This window comes from Brevibacillus borstelensis (assembly GCF_037834415.1).
Taxonomy (GTDB): Bacteria; Bacillota; Bacilli; order Brevibacillales; family Brevibacillaceae; genus Brevibacillus; species Brevibacillus borstelensis_A.
On record NZ_JAUMSJ010000017.1, the window covers coordinates 26135 to 40982 of the forward strand.

Genomic DNA, 14848 nt, shown 5'->3' on the forward strand with positions numbered 1-14848 from the left:
TAACGCCCTGTGATAGACGTGAACAACTTCGAATATATGAAGATCGGCCTGGCTTCCCCGGACAAGATCCGCTCTTGGTCTTTCGGGGAAGTGAAAAAGCCGGAAACGATCAACTATCGTACGTTGAAACCGGAAAAGGACGGTTTGTTCTGCGAGCGCATCTTCGGTCCGACCAAGGACTGGGAGTGCCATTGCGGAAAATACAAGCGCGTTCGCTACAAAGGTGTCGTGTGCGATCGATGCGGCGTGGAAGTGACCCGCGCCAAAGTACGCCGTGAGCGGATGGGGCACATCGAATTGGCTGCCCCAGTCTCTCACATCTGGTATTTCAAAGGAATCCCGAGCCGCATGGGCCTTGTTCTTGACATGTCCCCGCGTTCGCTCGAGGAAGTGATCTACTTTGCATCTTACGTGGTAACTGACCCGGGCGATACGCCGCTCGATAAAAAGCAGCTGTTGTCCGAAAAGGAATACCGCAACTACCGTGAGAAATACGGGCACTCCTTCCAGGCGATGATGGGAGCAGAGGCGATCAAGCGCCTTCTTCAGGAAATCGATTTGGAAAAAGAAGTAGAGACGCTGAAGGAAGATTTGAAAACGGCGCAAGGCCAACGCCGCAACCGTGCGATCAAGCGTCTGGAAGTACTGGAGGCATTCCGCAATTCCGGCAACCGTCCGGACTGGATGGTTCTGGATGTACTGCCGGTCATTCCGCCGGAGCTGCGTCCGATGGTTCAACTGGACGGGGGCCGCCGCTTTGCCACCTCTGACCTGAACGATCTGTATCGCCGCGTAATCAACCGCAACAACCGTCTGAAACGCCTGTTGGAACTGGGCGCACCGGACATTATTGTGCAAAACGAGAAGCGCATGCTGCAGGAAGCGGTAGACGCGCTGATCGACAACGGCCGCCGCGGCCGTCCGGTGACAGGTCCTGGAAACCGTCCGCTGAAATCCCTCAGCCATATGCTGAAAGGGAAGCAAGGTCGCTTCCGTCAAAACCTGCTCGGCAAGCGCGTTGACTACTCCGGCCGTTCTGTTATCGTGGTGGGGCCAAACCTGAAGATGTATCAGTGCGGTCTGCCGAAAGAAATGGCGCTGGAGCTGTTCAAGCCGTTTGTGATGAAAGAGCTGGTGGCAAAGGGCCTCGCTCACAATATCAAGAGTGCGAAGCGCAAGGTAGAGCGCGTTCAGCCTGAGGTGTGGGATGTACTCGAGGATGTCATCCGCGAGCACCCTGTGCTGTTGAACCGCGCCCCCACGCTGCACCGCCTTGGTATTCAGGCATTCGAACCTGTATTGGTAGAAGGCCGTGCGATTCGTCTGCATCCGCTTGTTTGTACGGCATACAACGCCGACTTTGACGGTGACCAGATGGCGGTTCACGTTCCCCTGTCTGCTGAGGCACAGGCAGAAGCCCGTATCCTCATGCTGGCAGCGCAGAACATTTTGAACCCGAAAGACGGAAAGCCGGTTGTAACGCCTTCCCAGGACATGGTCCTCGGTTCCTACTATCTGACGCTGGAGCGCGAAGGCGATATTGGCGAGGGTACGGTATACCGCGATTCGCACGATGCGATTGCCGCTTACCAAAACGGCTTTATCAGCCTGCATACCCGCATTGCCCTGCCAGCGAAGGAACTGAACAAGACCAGCTTTACAGAAGAACAACGTAACGCTCTGTTCGTGACGACTGTAGGGAAGCTGATCTTTAACGAAATCTTCCCGCCAGAGCTGCCGTTTATCAACGTACCGACAAAAGGCAATCTGCAAAAAGGCGTACCGAATGATTACTTCATTTTTGATAAAGGCGTAGACGTAAAAGAGTTTATCGCCAAGCTGCCTGACCAGGGAGCTGTGAAAAAAGGCTTCTTGGGAACGATCATCTCCGAGTGCTTCCGCCGTTTTGGCACAATGGAAACCTCGAAGATTCTGGACAAAATCAAGGAACTGGGCTTTACGTACTCTACGAAAGCCGGAATTACGATCGCAGTTGCCGATATCGTCGTGCCTGAGAAGAAAAGGGATATCCTTGAAGAGGCTGATCAAAAGGTACAAACCGTTATGGCGCAATACCGTCGCGGTCTGATTACCGAGGATGAGCGCTACGACAGGGTTATCTCCATCTGGTCCAAGGCGAAGGACGAGGTAACCGAAGTACTGATGAAGTCCATGGATAAGTTCAATGCGATCTTCATGATGGCGAACTCCGGTGCCCGCGGTAACGTATCGCAGATTACACAGCTGGCCGGCATGCGCGGTCTGATGGCGAACCCGTCCGGCCGAATCATCGAGCTGCCGATCAAATCGAACTTCCGGGAAGGCCTGACCGTATTGGAGTACTTCATCTCCACGCACGGCGCGCGTAAAGGTCTTGCTGATACCGCGCTGCGTACAGCTGACTCGGGTTACCTGACACGCCGTCTGGTTGACGTTGCGCAAGACGTGATCGTCCGCGAAATCGATTGCGGAACCGACAAGGGTATTCGCGTCACAGCGATCAAGGACGGCAAGGAAGAAATCGAGAAGCTGTCTGATCGCCTGATTGGCCGTACATGTTTTGAAACTGTGCGCCATCCGGAGACTGGCGAAGTCATCATCGGCCGCAACGAGGAAATTACAGAAGAAATTGCCGAGGTAATCGAAAAAGCAGGGATTACCGAGATTTACATCCGCAACGTGCTTGCTTGCCGCACAAGCCATGGCGTGTGCAAGCGCTGCTACGGCCGCAACCTGGCTACCGGAGACGAGGTGGAAATCGGCGAAGCTGTCGGAATCATCGCCGCTCAATCCATCGGTGAACCGGGAACCCAGCTGACGATGCGTACCTTCCATACCGGGGGGGTTGCGGGAGACGATATTACCCAAGGTTTGCCGCGTATTCAAGAGCTGTTTGAGGCGCGCAATCCGAAAGGGCAAGCGGTTATTTCCGAAATCGACGGGGAAGTCATCGACATCCGCGAAGGCAAGGACCGCCGTGAGATCGAAGTCCGCGGCGAGGCGGAAAACAAAGTGTACGCCGTACCGTACGGCTCCCGCATCAAGGTAGCCGTAGGCACCAAGCTCAGTGCCGGCGACGAGCTGACAGAGGGTTCCGTTGACCCGAAAGAAATGCTCAAAGTCCGCGGCCAACGCGGTGTATCCAACTACATCCTGCAGGAGGTACAAAAAGTGTACCGGATGCAAGGGGTAGAAATTAACGACAAGCACGTCGAGGTCATGATCCGCCAGATGCTTCGCAAGCTGAGAGTGATCGACAGCGGCGAAACCGATCTTCTGCCAGGCTCTTATGTCGAAGTGCATGAGTTTGAGCAGGCAAACGCCAAAGCCTTTATGGAAGGAAAGAGCCCTGCTGTCGGTCGTCCGGTCCTGCTGGGGATCACCAAGGCTTCTCTGGAAACAGACTCCTTCCTGTCGGCAGCATCCTTCCAGGAGACAACGCGTGTCCTGACCGATGCGGCGATCAAAGGCAAGGTGGACCGCCTTCTCGGCCTGAAAGAGAACGTCATCATCGGAAAACTGGTTCCAGCCGGTACCGGTATGTCCCGCTACCGCAATATCAAGGTAGCAAGCCGCGCAGATTACGAAGCGCAAGCTAGCGAGAACAGCGAGCAGCGCGAAGCTGTGTCGGTAGAGTAACAACAAGGCAGTCAGGCGTGTATGCGCAAAGAATAAAGGAAAAGTGCCCGTCCTCGTGATGGGCGCTTTTCCTTACAAAATATAATATAAAAATAATGATAGCGGGCGTTGACATTGACGGGCCCAGCTGATATTATATTCAAGTGTGCCTGACATCTGTACTTTGGAGGATATGATTCTACATGTCTTATGAAAAAGTAGAGCGGGCCAAGGAGCTCACCATTGGCGTCAAACAAACGATGAAGGCCGTGGAACACAATCAGGTTGAAGCGGTTTACATCGCGGTTGATGCTGATAGACGATTGACCCAAAAAGTCGAGCTTCTTTGCAAGGAGAAGGGTGTGCCAGTCATCCGCGTCGATTCCATGCGCCGGTTAGGCAAAGCGTGTGGAATAGAGGTGGGAGCGGCAACTGCCGCGATAAAGAAAAGTGGTTAACGATGTTTTTGTTTCCGTCCAACTTCAAGTTGGTTGTGTGGCAAAGACTTTCTATTTGACCAAAGATGACTCACCTGGATCTGTGGTCTTGAGATTGGGTAATAAGAAGGGAGGTAACATCCATGCCTACAATGAACCAATTGGTGCGCAAAGGTCGCAAGGACAAGGTTGTGAAGTCGAAGTCCCCAGCTCTGCAAAAGGGGTACAACAGCTTCAAGAAGGCTCAAACCAACCAAAGCTCTCCTCAAAAACGCGGTGTCTGCACTCGTGTGGGTACCATGACTCCGAAAAAACCAAACTCCGCGTTGCGTAAATACGCTCGTGTGCGTTTGACTAACGGTATTGAGGTTACTGCTTACATCGGTGGTATCGGCCACAACCTGCAAGAGCACAGCGTCGTGCTGGTTCGCGGCGGTCGTGTAAAAGACTTGCCAGGGGTTCGTTATCACATCGTTCGCGGTGCGCTTGACACTGCTGGTGTGAACAACCGTAAACAAGGCCGTTCCAAATACGGTACGAAGCGTCCGAAGCCGGGCCAAGCAGCAAAAAAATAATCGCCTAGGTATGATGGCGTAACTTTAAATCTAAACAGAAGGAGGGAATACGATGCCACGGAAAGGTCCTGTAACCCGTCGTGACGTACTGCCTGATCCGATTCACAACAGCAAATTGGTCACTCGTCTGATCAACCGCTTGATGCTGGATGGCAAACGCGGTGTTGCACAGAACATCCTGTACAATGCATTCAACATTATTCAGGAGCGTACTGGTCGCAACCCAATGGAAGTGTTTGAAGAAGCACTGAAAAACGTAATGCCTGTACTGGAGGTAAAAGCTCGTCGTGTTGGTGGTGCGAACTACCAAGTACCGATCGAGGTTAAGCCTGAGCGCCGCACCACTCTCGGCCTGCGTTGGTTGGTGAACTACTCCCGCACTCGCGGTGAGAAAACCATGGAACAACGCTTGGCGAACGAGATCATGGACGCTGCGAACAACACAGGTGCAGCAGTAAAAAAGCGTGAAGACACGCACAAGATGGCTGAAGCAAACAAAGCGTTTGCACACTATCGCTGGTAGTAATAAGAGCGGGTGTTCGATTTCGATACCCGCATATTCTTACATTCGAGTATGGAAGGAGCATACCCAATGGCTCGCGAGTTCTCTTTAGCGAATACGCGGAACATCGGTATCATGGCACACATTGATGCCGGTAAGACAACCACCACTGAGCGTATTCTGTTCTATACCGGTCGCGTGCACAAGATTGGTGAAACGCACGAAGGTGCGGCCACCATGGACTGGATGGAACAAGAGCAAGAACGCGGTATCACCATTACTTCGGCTGCTACCACGGCTCAATGGAATGGCCATCGAATCAACATTATCGATACGCCTGGACACGTAGACTTCACTGTTGAAGTAGAGCGCTCCCTGCGCGTTTTGGACGGTGCCGTAACCGTTTTTGACGCGAAAGGCGGCGTTGAGCCTCAGACCGAAACCGTTTGGCGCCAAGCTGACCGGTATGGCGTACCTCGTATGTGCTACATCAACAAAATGGATATTATCGGCGCAAACTACGATATGTGCCTGGAGCAAATTCGTACCCGGCTGGGTGCAAATCCAGTAGCCGTACAATATCCGATCGGTGCGGAAGACCAGTTCAAAGGTATGGTTGATCTAATCGAAATGAAGGCAATCATCTATACCGATGACCTTGGCAAAACCTCCGATGCTGTTGAAATCCCGGCTGATCTCAAAGACAAGTGCGAAGAGCTCCGTCTTGTACTGGTAGAAGCAGCTGCGGAACAAGATGAAGAATTGATGATGAAGTACCTGGAAGGCGAAGAGCTGACCAACGATGAAATTCGCGCAGCTCTGCGCAAAGGTACCATCGATTGCAAAATCACTCCGGTAATGTGCGGTTCTTCCTACCGCAACAAGGGCGTTCAACCGATGCTGGACAACGTAGTGGCATTCCTGCCTTCTCCGATCGATATTCCAGCGATCAAAGGTACGCTTCCGGATTCCGAAGATGAAGTAGAACGTCCGGCTGACGACAATGGTCCGTTCGCCGCTCTGGCGTTCAAGATCATGGCTGACCCGTACGTAGGTCGTCTGACATTCTTCCGCGTATACTCTGGTGTACTGAGCTCCGGTTCTTACGTCCTGAACTCCACCAAAGGCAAACGCGAACGTGTCGGTCGTATCCTGCAAATGCACGCGAACCACCGCGAAGAGATCCAACAGGTTTATTCCGGTGACATCGCAGCAGCTGTAGGTTTGAAAGACACTACGACTGGTGATACGCTCTGTGACGAGAAAGCTCCGGTAATTCTGGAGTCCATGACTTTCCCGGATCCGGTTATTCACATTGCGATCGAGCCGAAGTCCAAGGCCGACCAAGACAAAATGGGCGTCGCGCTTTCCAAGCTGTCTGAAGAAGACCCGACGTTCAGAACTCACACAGACGAAGAGACTGGTCAAACCATCATCTCCGGTATGGGTGAGCTTCACTTGGAGATCATCGTTGACCGCATGAAACGCGAATTCAAAGTTGAGGCGAACGTAGGTGCTCCGCAGGTTGCTTACCGCGAAACATTCCGCAATTCTGCCAAAGTCGAAGGTAAGTTCGTTCGTCAGTCCGGTGGTCGTGGTCAATACGGTCACGTTTGGGTGGAGTTCGCTCCGCTTGAGCCGGGCAAAGGCTTCGAATTTGAAAACAAAATCGTCGGTGGTGTGGTACCGCGCGAATACATCCCTGCGGTACAAGCTGGTATCGAAGAAGCCATGAAAAATGGTGTTCTCGCCGGCTTCCCACTGGTGGATATCAAAGCAGCGCTGGTTGACGGTAGCTACCATGATGTCGACTCCTCCGAGATGGCATTTAAAGTGGCTGGTTCCCTCGCTCTGAAAGAAGCCGCGAAGAAATGCGGCGCTGTACTTCTTGAGCCAATCATGAAGGTAGAAGTTACCATTCCGGAAGAGTACATGGGCGACGTTATGGGCGACCTGAACTCCCGCCGCGGCCGTATCGAAGGTATGGAAGCTCGTGCAAACGCACAAGTCATCCGTGCGATGGTACCGCTGTCCGAGATGTTCGGTTACTCCACCGTGCTGCGTTCCCGTACGCAAGGCCGCGGTACGTACGTGATGGTGCTTGACCATTACGAAGAAGTGCCGAAGTTCATCGCTGATGAGATTATCAAGAAGTCCAAAGGCGAATAATTGGTGCGCTTGACTTTATCTTGAAACAAGAAAGGTTTACAATATGATAGGGTTAACCGTTGATAGGGTAAACCTTTCTTCACTCTATAAAACCCTTATTAATGAGGAGGCTCACTCTCATGGCTAAAGAAAAATTTGAGCGGAATAAACCGCACGTAAACATCGGTACCATTGGTCACGTTGACCACGGCAAAACTACTCTGACTGCTGCTATCACTACCGTTCTGGCTCAAGCGGGTGGCGCAAAAGCTATGGCTTATGACACCATCGACAACGCTCCAGAAGAAAAAGAGCGCGGTATTACGATCAACACTTCCCACGTTGAATACGAAACTGCTAACCGTCACTACGCTCACGTTGACTGCCCTGGACACGCTGACTACGTGAAAAACATGATTACCGGTGCTGCTCAAATGGACGGCGCTATCCTGGTAGTATCTGCTGCAGATGGCCCAATGCCACAAACTCGCGAGCACATCCTGCTGTCCCGCCAAGTAGGCGTACCTTACATCGTAGTATTCATGAACAAATGCGACATGGTAGACGATGAAGAGCTGTTGGAACTGGTTGAAATGGAAATTCGTGACCTGTTGTCTCAATATGAGTTCCCAGGCGACGACATTCCAGTAATCAAAGGTTCCGCTAAAGAAGCTCTGGATAACCCAGGCAGCGATTGGGGCAAGAAAATTCTCGAGCTGATGGAAGCTGTTGACAGCTACATCCCAACTCCTGAGCGTGCAACTGACAGACCATTCCTGATGCCAGTTGAGGACGTATTCACCATTACTGGTCGTGGTACTGTTGCTACAGGTCGTGTAGAGCGCGGTCTGGTTAAAGTTGGTGACCAAGTGGAAATCGTTGGTCTGGCTGAAGAAACAAAAGCAACTACTGTAACTGGTGTTGAGATGTTCCGCAAACTGCTGGATCAAGCAGAAGCTGGTGACAACATCGGTGCTCTGCTCCGCGGTGTTGAGCGTAAAGACATCGAGCGCGGTCAAGTACTGGCGAAACCAGGTTCCGTTAAACCTTACACCAAGTTCAAAGCAGAAGTTTACGTTCTGTCCAAAGAAGAGGGCGGCCGTCACACTCCTTTCTTCTCCAACTACCGTCCACAATTCTACTTCCGTACAACTGACGTTACAGGTATCATCCAACTGCCAGAAGGCGTTGAAATGATCATGCCTGGCGACAACACTGAGTTCACCGTTGAACTGATCGCTCCTGTAGCGATGGAACAAGGTACTCGCTTCGCGATCCGCGAAGGTGGCCGTACAGTTGGTGCGGGCGTAGTTTCCACTATCACTGAGTAATTGTTGTAAAAGCCAAGCCCGACAGCTTTATGCTGTCGGGTTTTTTATTTTCCAAGCAGCGATTTGCTGCCACTTGTCACAACTGCCTGTCCCTGATCGTCTTGTGTATGAGAATGGGACCCTAAAGGGGAGACGCAAAGTGGAACATTTCGATGTATGTGTAATCGGCGGCGGATTATCCGGACTGGCATCAGCTGTCTGGTTGGCCCATGCAGGCAAAGCGGTTGTGCTGCTGGAAAAATCGGGGCAGCTTGGCGGACGCGCATCGTCTGAAGTCTATGAAGGGTGTGTTGTAAATCGGGGACCACATGCCTTGTTTCGAAAAGGGGCAGGAATGAATGTATTGAGCGAAGTGGGAATTGTCCCAAAAGGAGGTTTGCTGACTACAGGCGGTATCCTTACAGATCGGGACGGTGTCTATGATTTGCCAACCACACCGCTGTCTTTGATCAAGTCGAATGTGTTTACCTGGAGACAGAGGAAGGACTTTCTCGGTTTGTTGTTTCGTTTGACAAGGCAGGATATCGAGGCAATATGTCAAATGTCACTCTACGAGTGGGCAACGATGAACATCGCCGAAGAACGAGTCAGGCAGCTGTTCTTTACGCTTGTACGATTGTCCAGCTACTGCGACGATCCCGAACGGGCAAGCGCAGGGGTATTGCTCCGGCAGCTTCGGCTATCCGCAGCAGGCGGTGTAAGCTATCTCCACTATGGATGGCAAAGCCTTATCGATGACCTAAGGGAAGAGGCCTTGATGGCCGGTGTTACGATCCGGTTGAATCAGCATGTGGCAGCCATTGAAGGGACAACGCCGACGATCAAGGTCGCCTTGCCCCAAGGCGAGCTATCTGCGAGGTACGTCATATCCTCGGCAGGCCCCGCTGCTACCTATCGCATGGTGAAAAATGCGGAACAGACAGTGCTGGCTGAATGGAAAAACACGCTCATACCGGTTAAAGGCGCCGCCCTGGACGTTATTGTCAAAAAGCTGCCAAACCCGGCCATCTCTTTTGCCTTGGATTTGGAGCGGCCCTTGTACTTTTCAAATCAATCGGCTGCCGCCACATTTTCGAATAATCCGGACTATCAGGTGATCCACGTATTCAAGTACCATCGGTCTTCCGAAAATCCCGATTCCGACCGGGATCACGAGCTGTTGGAAGCCTTTCTCGAAAGGCTGCAGCCCGGCTGGCAAGACAATGCCGTTACAAAGCGTTATTTGCCGGCGATGACGGTTTCGCACAGTCTGGTGACACCGCAACGCGCTGCCTTACTGTCCAAAGAGAGTCCTGCGATAAAGGAAATTCCCGGATTGTACGTAGTGGGCGATTGGTTTGCACGCGAGGGATTGCTTGCCGACGCCGCTTTGGCCAGCGCCCGAGAGGCGGCAAAAGAGATAGTAAAGATGGACGGCGAGAGAGGATGATTCCATGATGGATACACAGCAGCTCTATGTGACCTACAAGCCGCTGCTTTTTTCCATTGCCTACCGTATGCTCGGTACGGTGGCGGATGCAGAGGATATCGTGCAGGATACATTTTTGTCGCTTGAGAAGTTCCAAAAGAAAAACGTTGAAAACGTCAAGGCGTGGCTTTGCAAAATATTGACGAATCGATGCATTGATTTCTTGAGGTCTGCACGGAAGAAGAGGGAAGTATATGTAGGGCCATGGCTGCCCGAACCGGTTGTTTTTCGGGATGAACAGCTTGGGCCGATGGAGCAGCTCATCCATCAAGACCAGCTGTCGATTGCCATGCTGGCCTTGATCGAAAGTCTCTCGCCAGTTGAAAGAGCCATATTCATTTTGCGAGAGGTGCTGGATTTTGAGTATGACGAGATTGCAGAGATAACGGGCAAGGAGACGGCGAACTGTCGAAAGATTTTCAGTCGGGTAAAACAAAAGCTCTCCAAAGAGCTGCCTGATCAAAGAATTGACTATGAACAGCAAAAGCTCTTGCTGGAATCGTTTTTAAAAGCGATTCATACCGAGGATTCCGCTACATTGCTGGAGCTTCTCTCTCCGGATGTGATCCTCTACTCCGATGGCGGCGGAAAGGTCAAAGCGGCCCTGCGGCCCATTTTGTCGAGCGAGAGAGTTATCGCTTTTTTGCTTGGAATCACTCGAAAGCAATCTCCTGATTATCGCGTGGAAATTGGAAACGTAAACGGTGAGGCTGGCATCATCGCCTATGAGGGAGACGAGATTTACGGTATTAGTACAATCAAGCTGGTAAACGGGAAGATTGCCGCCTTGTATTTCATCCGGAATCCCGATAAGCTGAAAAACTCATGGACGACCCGGGGATAAAGAGTGCTATTGCCTTATCGAATTTTCAAATGACGACGATCAAAAAAAGGAAATTAAGTGACGGCCATTCCTGTGCTACAATTACGAATGCGATTTGTAACGAAGAATGGGAAGAAGGGCCAGTGATGCAAAACAATGATCGATGGTTGTACCTGATGCTTGCCGGTGTGGTCACGCTGTGGGGACTCAATGTAGTGATGGTGAAATACCTTACCATGTTTCCGCCGCTCTATGTGGCTGCGATCAGGATGACTGTAGCAGGTCTTTGCTTGAGCCCGATCTTGTGGACGTATCGGCATCGGTTCAAGCTGAAAGCTGCGGATTGGCTTTTGATCGCCGGCGTAGGAGCCAGCTCGATAGCGCTGCACCAGCTGACGCTTGCTTTGGGCGTGCGATTTACGACGGCGGGAAACGCATCCCTCATCCTGGGACTCAATCCTCTGGCGACAGCTCTACTGGCCATGCTTCTGCTCGGCGAGGGAATGTCCTGGCGGAAGGCGCTCGGGATCGGGATTGGATTTAGCGGCGTTTTGGTTGTCGTTTTGTCCCGGCACGGGTCGATCGAGATGAACGGCTGGGGGGATCTGATCATGTTTTCCTCGATGCTGATGTATGTCACCGGAGGCTTGTTGATACGGAAGCTGACTACCCGGGGTGTTCCCGTTTTGTTGATCACGGCAGTGTCGCAGGTGTTCGGGGTCGTCTTTTTATGGGCGGCAGCTTTCATGGAGCAGCCTTTATCCTATTATGTTTCACTGGAAGTATCGCCGTTCCAATGGTTGGTCATTTTCGTGTCTGGCGGACTCTCGACGGCTTTGGGCTCCTTGGGCTGGAACTACGGCATTCGCCAGCTGGGGGCAAGCCGGACGGCTGTATTTTTAAATGGAATGCCGCTGGCCAGCTTGTTTTTTGCCGCCGTGTTTCTGGGGGAGCGTTTGCAGCCTTTGCACTTGCTCGCTCTCGTGATGATCGTCACCGGTGTTTATTTAGGCTCGCGGCAGATTCAGGCAAGAGGGGTCAAGCCAAAAACGGATGTCATAACAAAAGCGTAGGGGCAGCTCCCTACGCTTTATCTGTTTCCCGCTGGTTGACCATGTGATAGGCAGTCAGGCGCAGGCGCTCAAAGAACTGATCTCTAAGCTCACCTTCCAGGCCGATTCGATCCATAGCTTCGCTCATGCAACCAAGCCACGCGACTGCTTGCGTAGGGCCGATCGGAAAACGCATGTGGCGGGCACGCAGCATGGGATGGCCATGCTTGTCACTGTAAAGAGTGGGCCCGCCGAGAAATTGTGTAAGGAACTGAAACTGTCTCTCCTTCACCTCTGTAAAATCCTCCGGGAAGAGCGGAGCCAGATCGGGATGCGCCGCTACCAGATCGTAAAACGTATCGACCAAGCGGGTGAGGGTCTCAGCCCCGCCGATTTGTTCATAGGGTGTGACGAGTCTATCGGGCATAGCCGGTATCCTCCTTTTTACTAGAGTACCTATTCAGTATACCGTGTTTCTTCTTATATACATAGCAGGGAAGAGAAGGTTCTGTTTTGCACGATAACTAGCGAGTGAAAAAACAGGACAGAAAGAGAGCGACGATGCGTTTGGAAGTGAATCCCGCTTGCCTTTGCCCTGAGAAATCAGTAAGATGGACAAAGTGAGCCAAAAAAAGGCCGCTATGTACGAAAAATGTGTGGAAAACCAAGAAAAAACTTGCGTTGCCCATTTCATTTTAGTACAATATTGAATGTTGGTCATGGACTTGCGATGATGTGGGAGGTTGCTGACACACCCGGCCCCTTTGCCATGACCGGGGTGCAGGATATTTCCACGGAGAAATGTCCGTTTCAAAAAATGGGCGAAAAAGGAGGGACTAAAATGGCAAAACAAAAGATTCGTATTCGTTTAAAGGCGTACGATCACAAAATCCTCGATCAGTCTGCTGAGAAAATTGTGGAGACTGCCAAGCGTTCCGGTGCCAATGTATCGGGTCCAATTCCGCTTCCGACGGAGAAAGCAGTTTATACGATTTTGCGTGCTGTTCACAAGTACAAAGATTCTCGTGAACAATTCGAGATGCGCACTCACAAACGCTTGATCGACATTTTGAATCCGACCCCGCAAACGGTTGACGCGCTGATGCGTTTGGATCTGCCGTCCGGTGTGGACATCGAGATTAAACTGTAAGATTCGAGTACGATACACGCGCAGGCGTTGTCTTAATAAACGCGATTTATCAAGTCTTTAAACCCCGTAAACGGCGCCCCTGCGCATCGGCAGGGACCTTGATACAACAGTAAGGTAAGTGGATATAAGCACAGGAGGTGGCACAAATGACCAAAGGAATCTTAGGCAGAAAGCTTGGCATGACCCAAGTTTTTGGTCCGAACGGATCGGCAATCGCTGTTACCGTCATCGAAGCAGGTCCTAACGTAGTACTGCAAAAGAAGGATCAAGAGAACGATGGATACGAAGCTATCCAGATCGGTTTCGAAGACAAGAAGGAACATCGAGCTAACAAGCCGGAAAAAGGACACGCAGCGAAAGCTAACACTGCACCTAAGCGCTTCATTCGCGAGATTCGCGGAGCAAACCTCGCAGATTACGAGGTAGGTCAAGAATTGAAAGCTGATATTTTTGCCGCAGGAGAGTTTGTAGACGTTGCCGGCGTAACCAAGGGTAAAGGTTTCCAAGGTGCGATCAAACGTCACAACCAAAGCCGCGGTCCGATGGCTCACGGTTCCCGTTACCATCGTGGTCCTGGTTCTCTCGGCGCTGTCGATCCAGGCCGCGTATTCAAAGGCCAAACCCTGCCAGGTCAAATGGGCGGCGACAACGTAACCATTCAAAACCTGGAAGTAATCAAAGTAGATGCGGATCGCAACCTGATTTTGGTGAAAGGCTCCGTGCCTGGCCCGAAAAACAGCTACGTTCTAGTATCCACGGCAGTCAAGAAGAACTAGTTAAGGAAAGGAGGAACTGACATGCCAAAAGTAGCTCTTTACAATCAAGCTGGTTCACAAGTAGGCGAAATCGAACTGGCAGACAGTGTTTTCGGTATCGAGCCTAACAACGCTGTTCTTTTCGATGCTATCGTTATGCAGCAAGCGGCCCAACGCCAGGGTACGCATGATGTAAAGAACCGTTCTGAGGTTCGTGGCGGCGGCCGCAAGCCGTGGCGTCAAAAAGGTACCGGTCGTGCCCGTCAAGGTTCCATTCGCGCTCCGCAATGGAAAGGCGGCGGTGTTGTATTCGGTCCGACTCCACGCAAATACGGATACAAACTGAACCGTAAAGTTCGCCGTCTGGCGCTGAAATCCGCACTGTCCACAAAAGTGCAAAACAACGAACTGCTGGTATTGGACGCATTGAACTTCTCTGCTCCAAAAACCAAAGAAATGTCCGTTGTTCTGAACAACCTGAAAGTAGATCGCAAAGTGCTGATCGTAACCTCCGAGTTCGATCAAAACGTAGCGCTCTCTTCCCGCAATATCCCAGGCGCCAAGTTCGTAGATGCAGCTGGCATTAACGTTCTGGACCTGGTTGCGTATGACAAAGTAATCGTAACGAAAGATGCGGTTGCGAAAGTAGAGGAGGTGCTCGCCTAATGAAGAGCCTTCACGACATCATCAAGCGCCCTATCATTACGGAGCGCACCACTGACATGATGGCTGAGAAGAAGTACGTTTTTGAAGTGCCGCTCAAAGCCAACAAAACCGAAATCAAGCAAGCCGTTGAAAAAGTATTCGGCGTGAAAGTGGAAGCAGTAAACACTTCTCGTGTTCCTGCAAAACCAAAGCGCTACGGCAAATACTCCGGTTACACCTCTGAGTGGAAAAAAGCGATCGTTAAGCTGACAGAAGACAGCAAAGAGCTGGCTTTCTACGAAGGCGTATAACCCCGACGACTACCGAAAAGGAGGGAATTTTAA

The 14848-nt window shown here is 51.6% G+C and carries 14 protein-coding genes; 13 read left to right on the top strand and 1 reads right to left on the bottom strand.

What is annotated here, in order from left to right; translation table 11 throughout:
• Positions 1 to 9 precede the first annotated feature (9 nt).
• From rpoC to Q3F21_RS14830, 9 genes are all read left to right on the top strand, one after another.
• Positions 10 to 3639, top strand: coding sequence for a DNA-directed RNA polymerase subunit beta' (gene rpoC, locus Q3F21_RS14790; RefSeq protein WP_340254235.1), 3630 nt, complete (start codon positions 10 to 12; stop codon positions 3637 to 3639).
• A gap of 182 nt (positions 3640 to 3821) precedes the next feature.
• The gene (locus Q3F21_RS14795) at positions 3822 to 4076 is read left to right on the top strand and encodes a 50S ribosomal protein L7ae-like protein (RefSeq protein ID WP_003391999.1); all 255 of its coding nucleotides are present in this window, start codon (positions 3822 to 3824) and stop codon (positions 4074 to 4076) included.
• A 122-nt stretch (positions 4077 to 4198) separates the two neighbouring features.
• On the top strand, positions 4199 to 4630 hold the full coding sequence (rpsL, locus tag Q3F21_RS14800) for a 30S ribosomal protein S12 (protein WP_251873126.1): 432 nt from the start codon (positions 4199 to 4201) through the stop codon (positions 4628 to 4630).
• A gap of 52 nt (positions 4631 to 4682) precedes the next feature.
• Positions 4683 to 5153, top strand: a complete 471-nt coding sequence (gene rpsG / locus Q3F21_RS14805) for a 30S ribosomal protein S7 (protein WP_340254242.1) — start codon at positions 4683 to 4685, stop codon at positions 5151 to 5153.
• Positions 5154 to 5222: 69 nt separating this feature from the next.
• Entirely contained in the window at positions 5223 to 7301 is a 2079-nt protein-coding gene (gene fusA / locus Q3F21_RS14810; protein WP_340254245.1) for an elongation factor G, read from the top strand.
• A 119-nt stretch (positions 7302 to 7420) separates the two neighbouring features.
• Positions 7421 to 8611 (top strand): elongation factor Tu, encoded by a 1191-nt coding sequence (gene tuf, locus Q3F21_RS14815; protein WP_340254248.1) that lies wholly within the window; start codon positions 7421 to 7423, stop codon positions 8609 to 8611.
• A 139-nt stretch (positions 8612 to 8750) separates the two neighbouring features.
• Entirely contained in the window at positions 8751 to 10040 is a 1290-nt protein-coding gene (locus Q3F21_RS14820; protein WP_340254251.1) for a phytoene desaturase family protein, read from the top strand.
• Between the two features lie 4 nt (positions 10041 to 10044).
• Entirely contained in the window at positions 10045 to 10923 is an 879-nt protein-coding gene (locus Q3F21_RS14825) for an RNA polymerase sigma-70 factor (protein WP_340254254.1), read from the top strand.
• A 125-nt stretch (positions 10924 to 11048) separates the two neighbouring features.
• Positions 11049 to 11975, top strand: coding sequence for a DMT family transporter (locus Q3F21_RS14830; protein WP_340254257.1), 927 nt, complete (start codon positions 11049 to 11051; stop codon positions 11973 to 11975).
• A gap of 10 nt (positions 11976 to 11985) precedes the next feature.
• Here the strand turns inward: Q3F21_RS14830 and Q3F21_RS14835 are convergent, their stop codons facing one another.
• A complete protein-coding gene (locus tag Q3F21_RS14835) occupies positions 11986 to 12381 on the bottom strand; it encodes a globin (RefSeq protein ID WP_340254260.1) in 396 nt (131 codons plus the stop codon).
• A 414-nt stretch (positions 12382 to 12795) separates the two neighbouring features.
• Between Q3F21_RS14835 and rpsJ the strand changes: the two genes are divergently transcribed.
• The 4 genes from rpsJ to rplW all read left to right on the top strand — a co-directional run bounded on the left by rpsJ (position 12796) and on the right by rplW (position 14815).
• Positions 12796 to 13104, top strand: a complete 309-nt coding sequence (gene rpsJ, locus Q3F21_RS14840; RefSeq protein ID WP_003333796.1) for a 30S ribosomal protein S10 — start codon at positions 12796 to 12798, stop codon at positions 13102 to 13104.
• A 146-nt stretch (positions 13105 to 13250) separates the two neighbouring features.
• Positions 13251 to 13880: a 50S ribosomal protein L3 gene (rplC, locus tag Q3F21_RS14845; RefSeq protein ID WP_340254263.1), complete on the top strand. Its 630-nt coding sequence runs from the start codon at positions 13251 to 13253 to the stop codon at positions 13878 to 13880.
• Between the two features lie 21 nt (positions 13881 to 13901).
• A complete protein-coding gene (rplD, locus tag Q3F21_RS14850) occupies positions 13902 to 14525 on the top strand; it encodes a 50S ribosomal protein L4 (protein ID WP_340254266.1) in 624 nt (207 codons plus the stop codon).
• Positions 14525 to 14815 (top strand): 50S ribosomal protein L23, encoded by a 291-nt coding sequence (gene rplW, locus Q3F21_RS14855; protein ID WP_003391980.1) that lies wholly within the window; start codon positions 14525 to 14527, stop codon positions 14813 to 14815. Before rplD ends, rplW begins: the two co-directional genes overlap by 1 nt.
• Positions 14816 to 14848 lie beyond the last annotated feature (33 nt).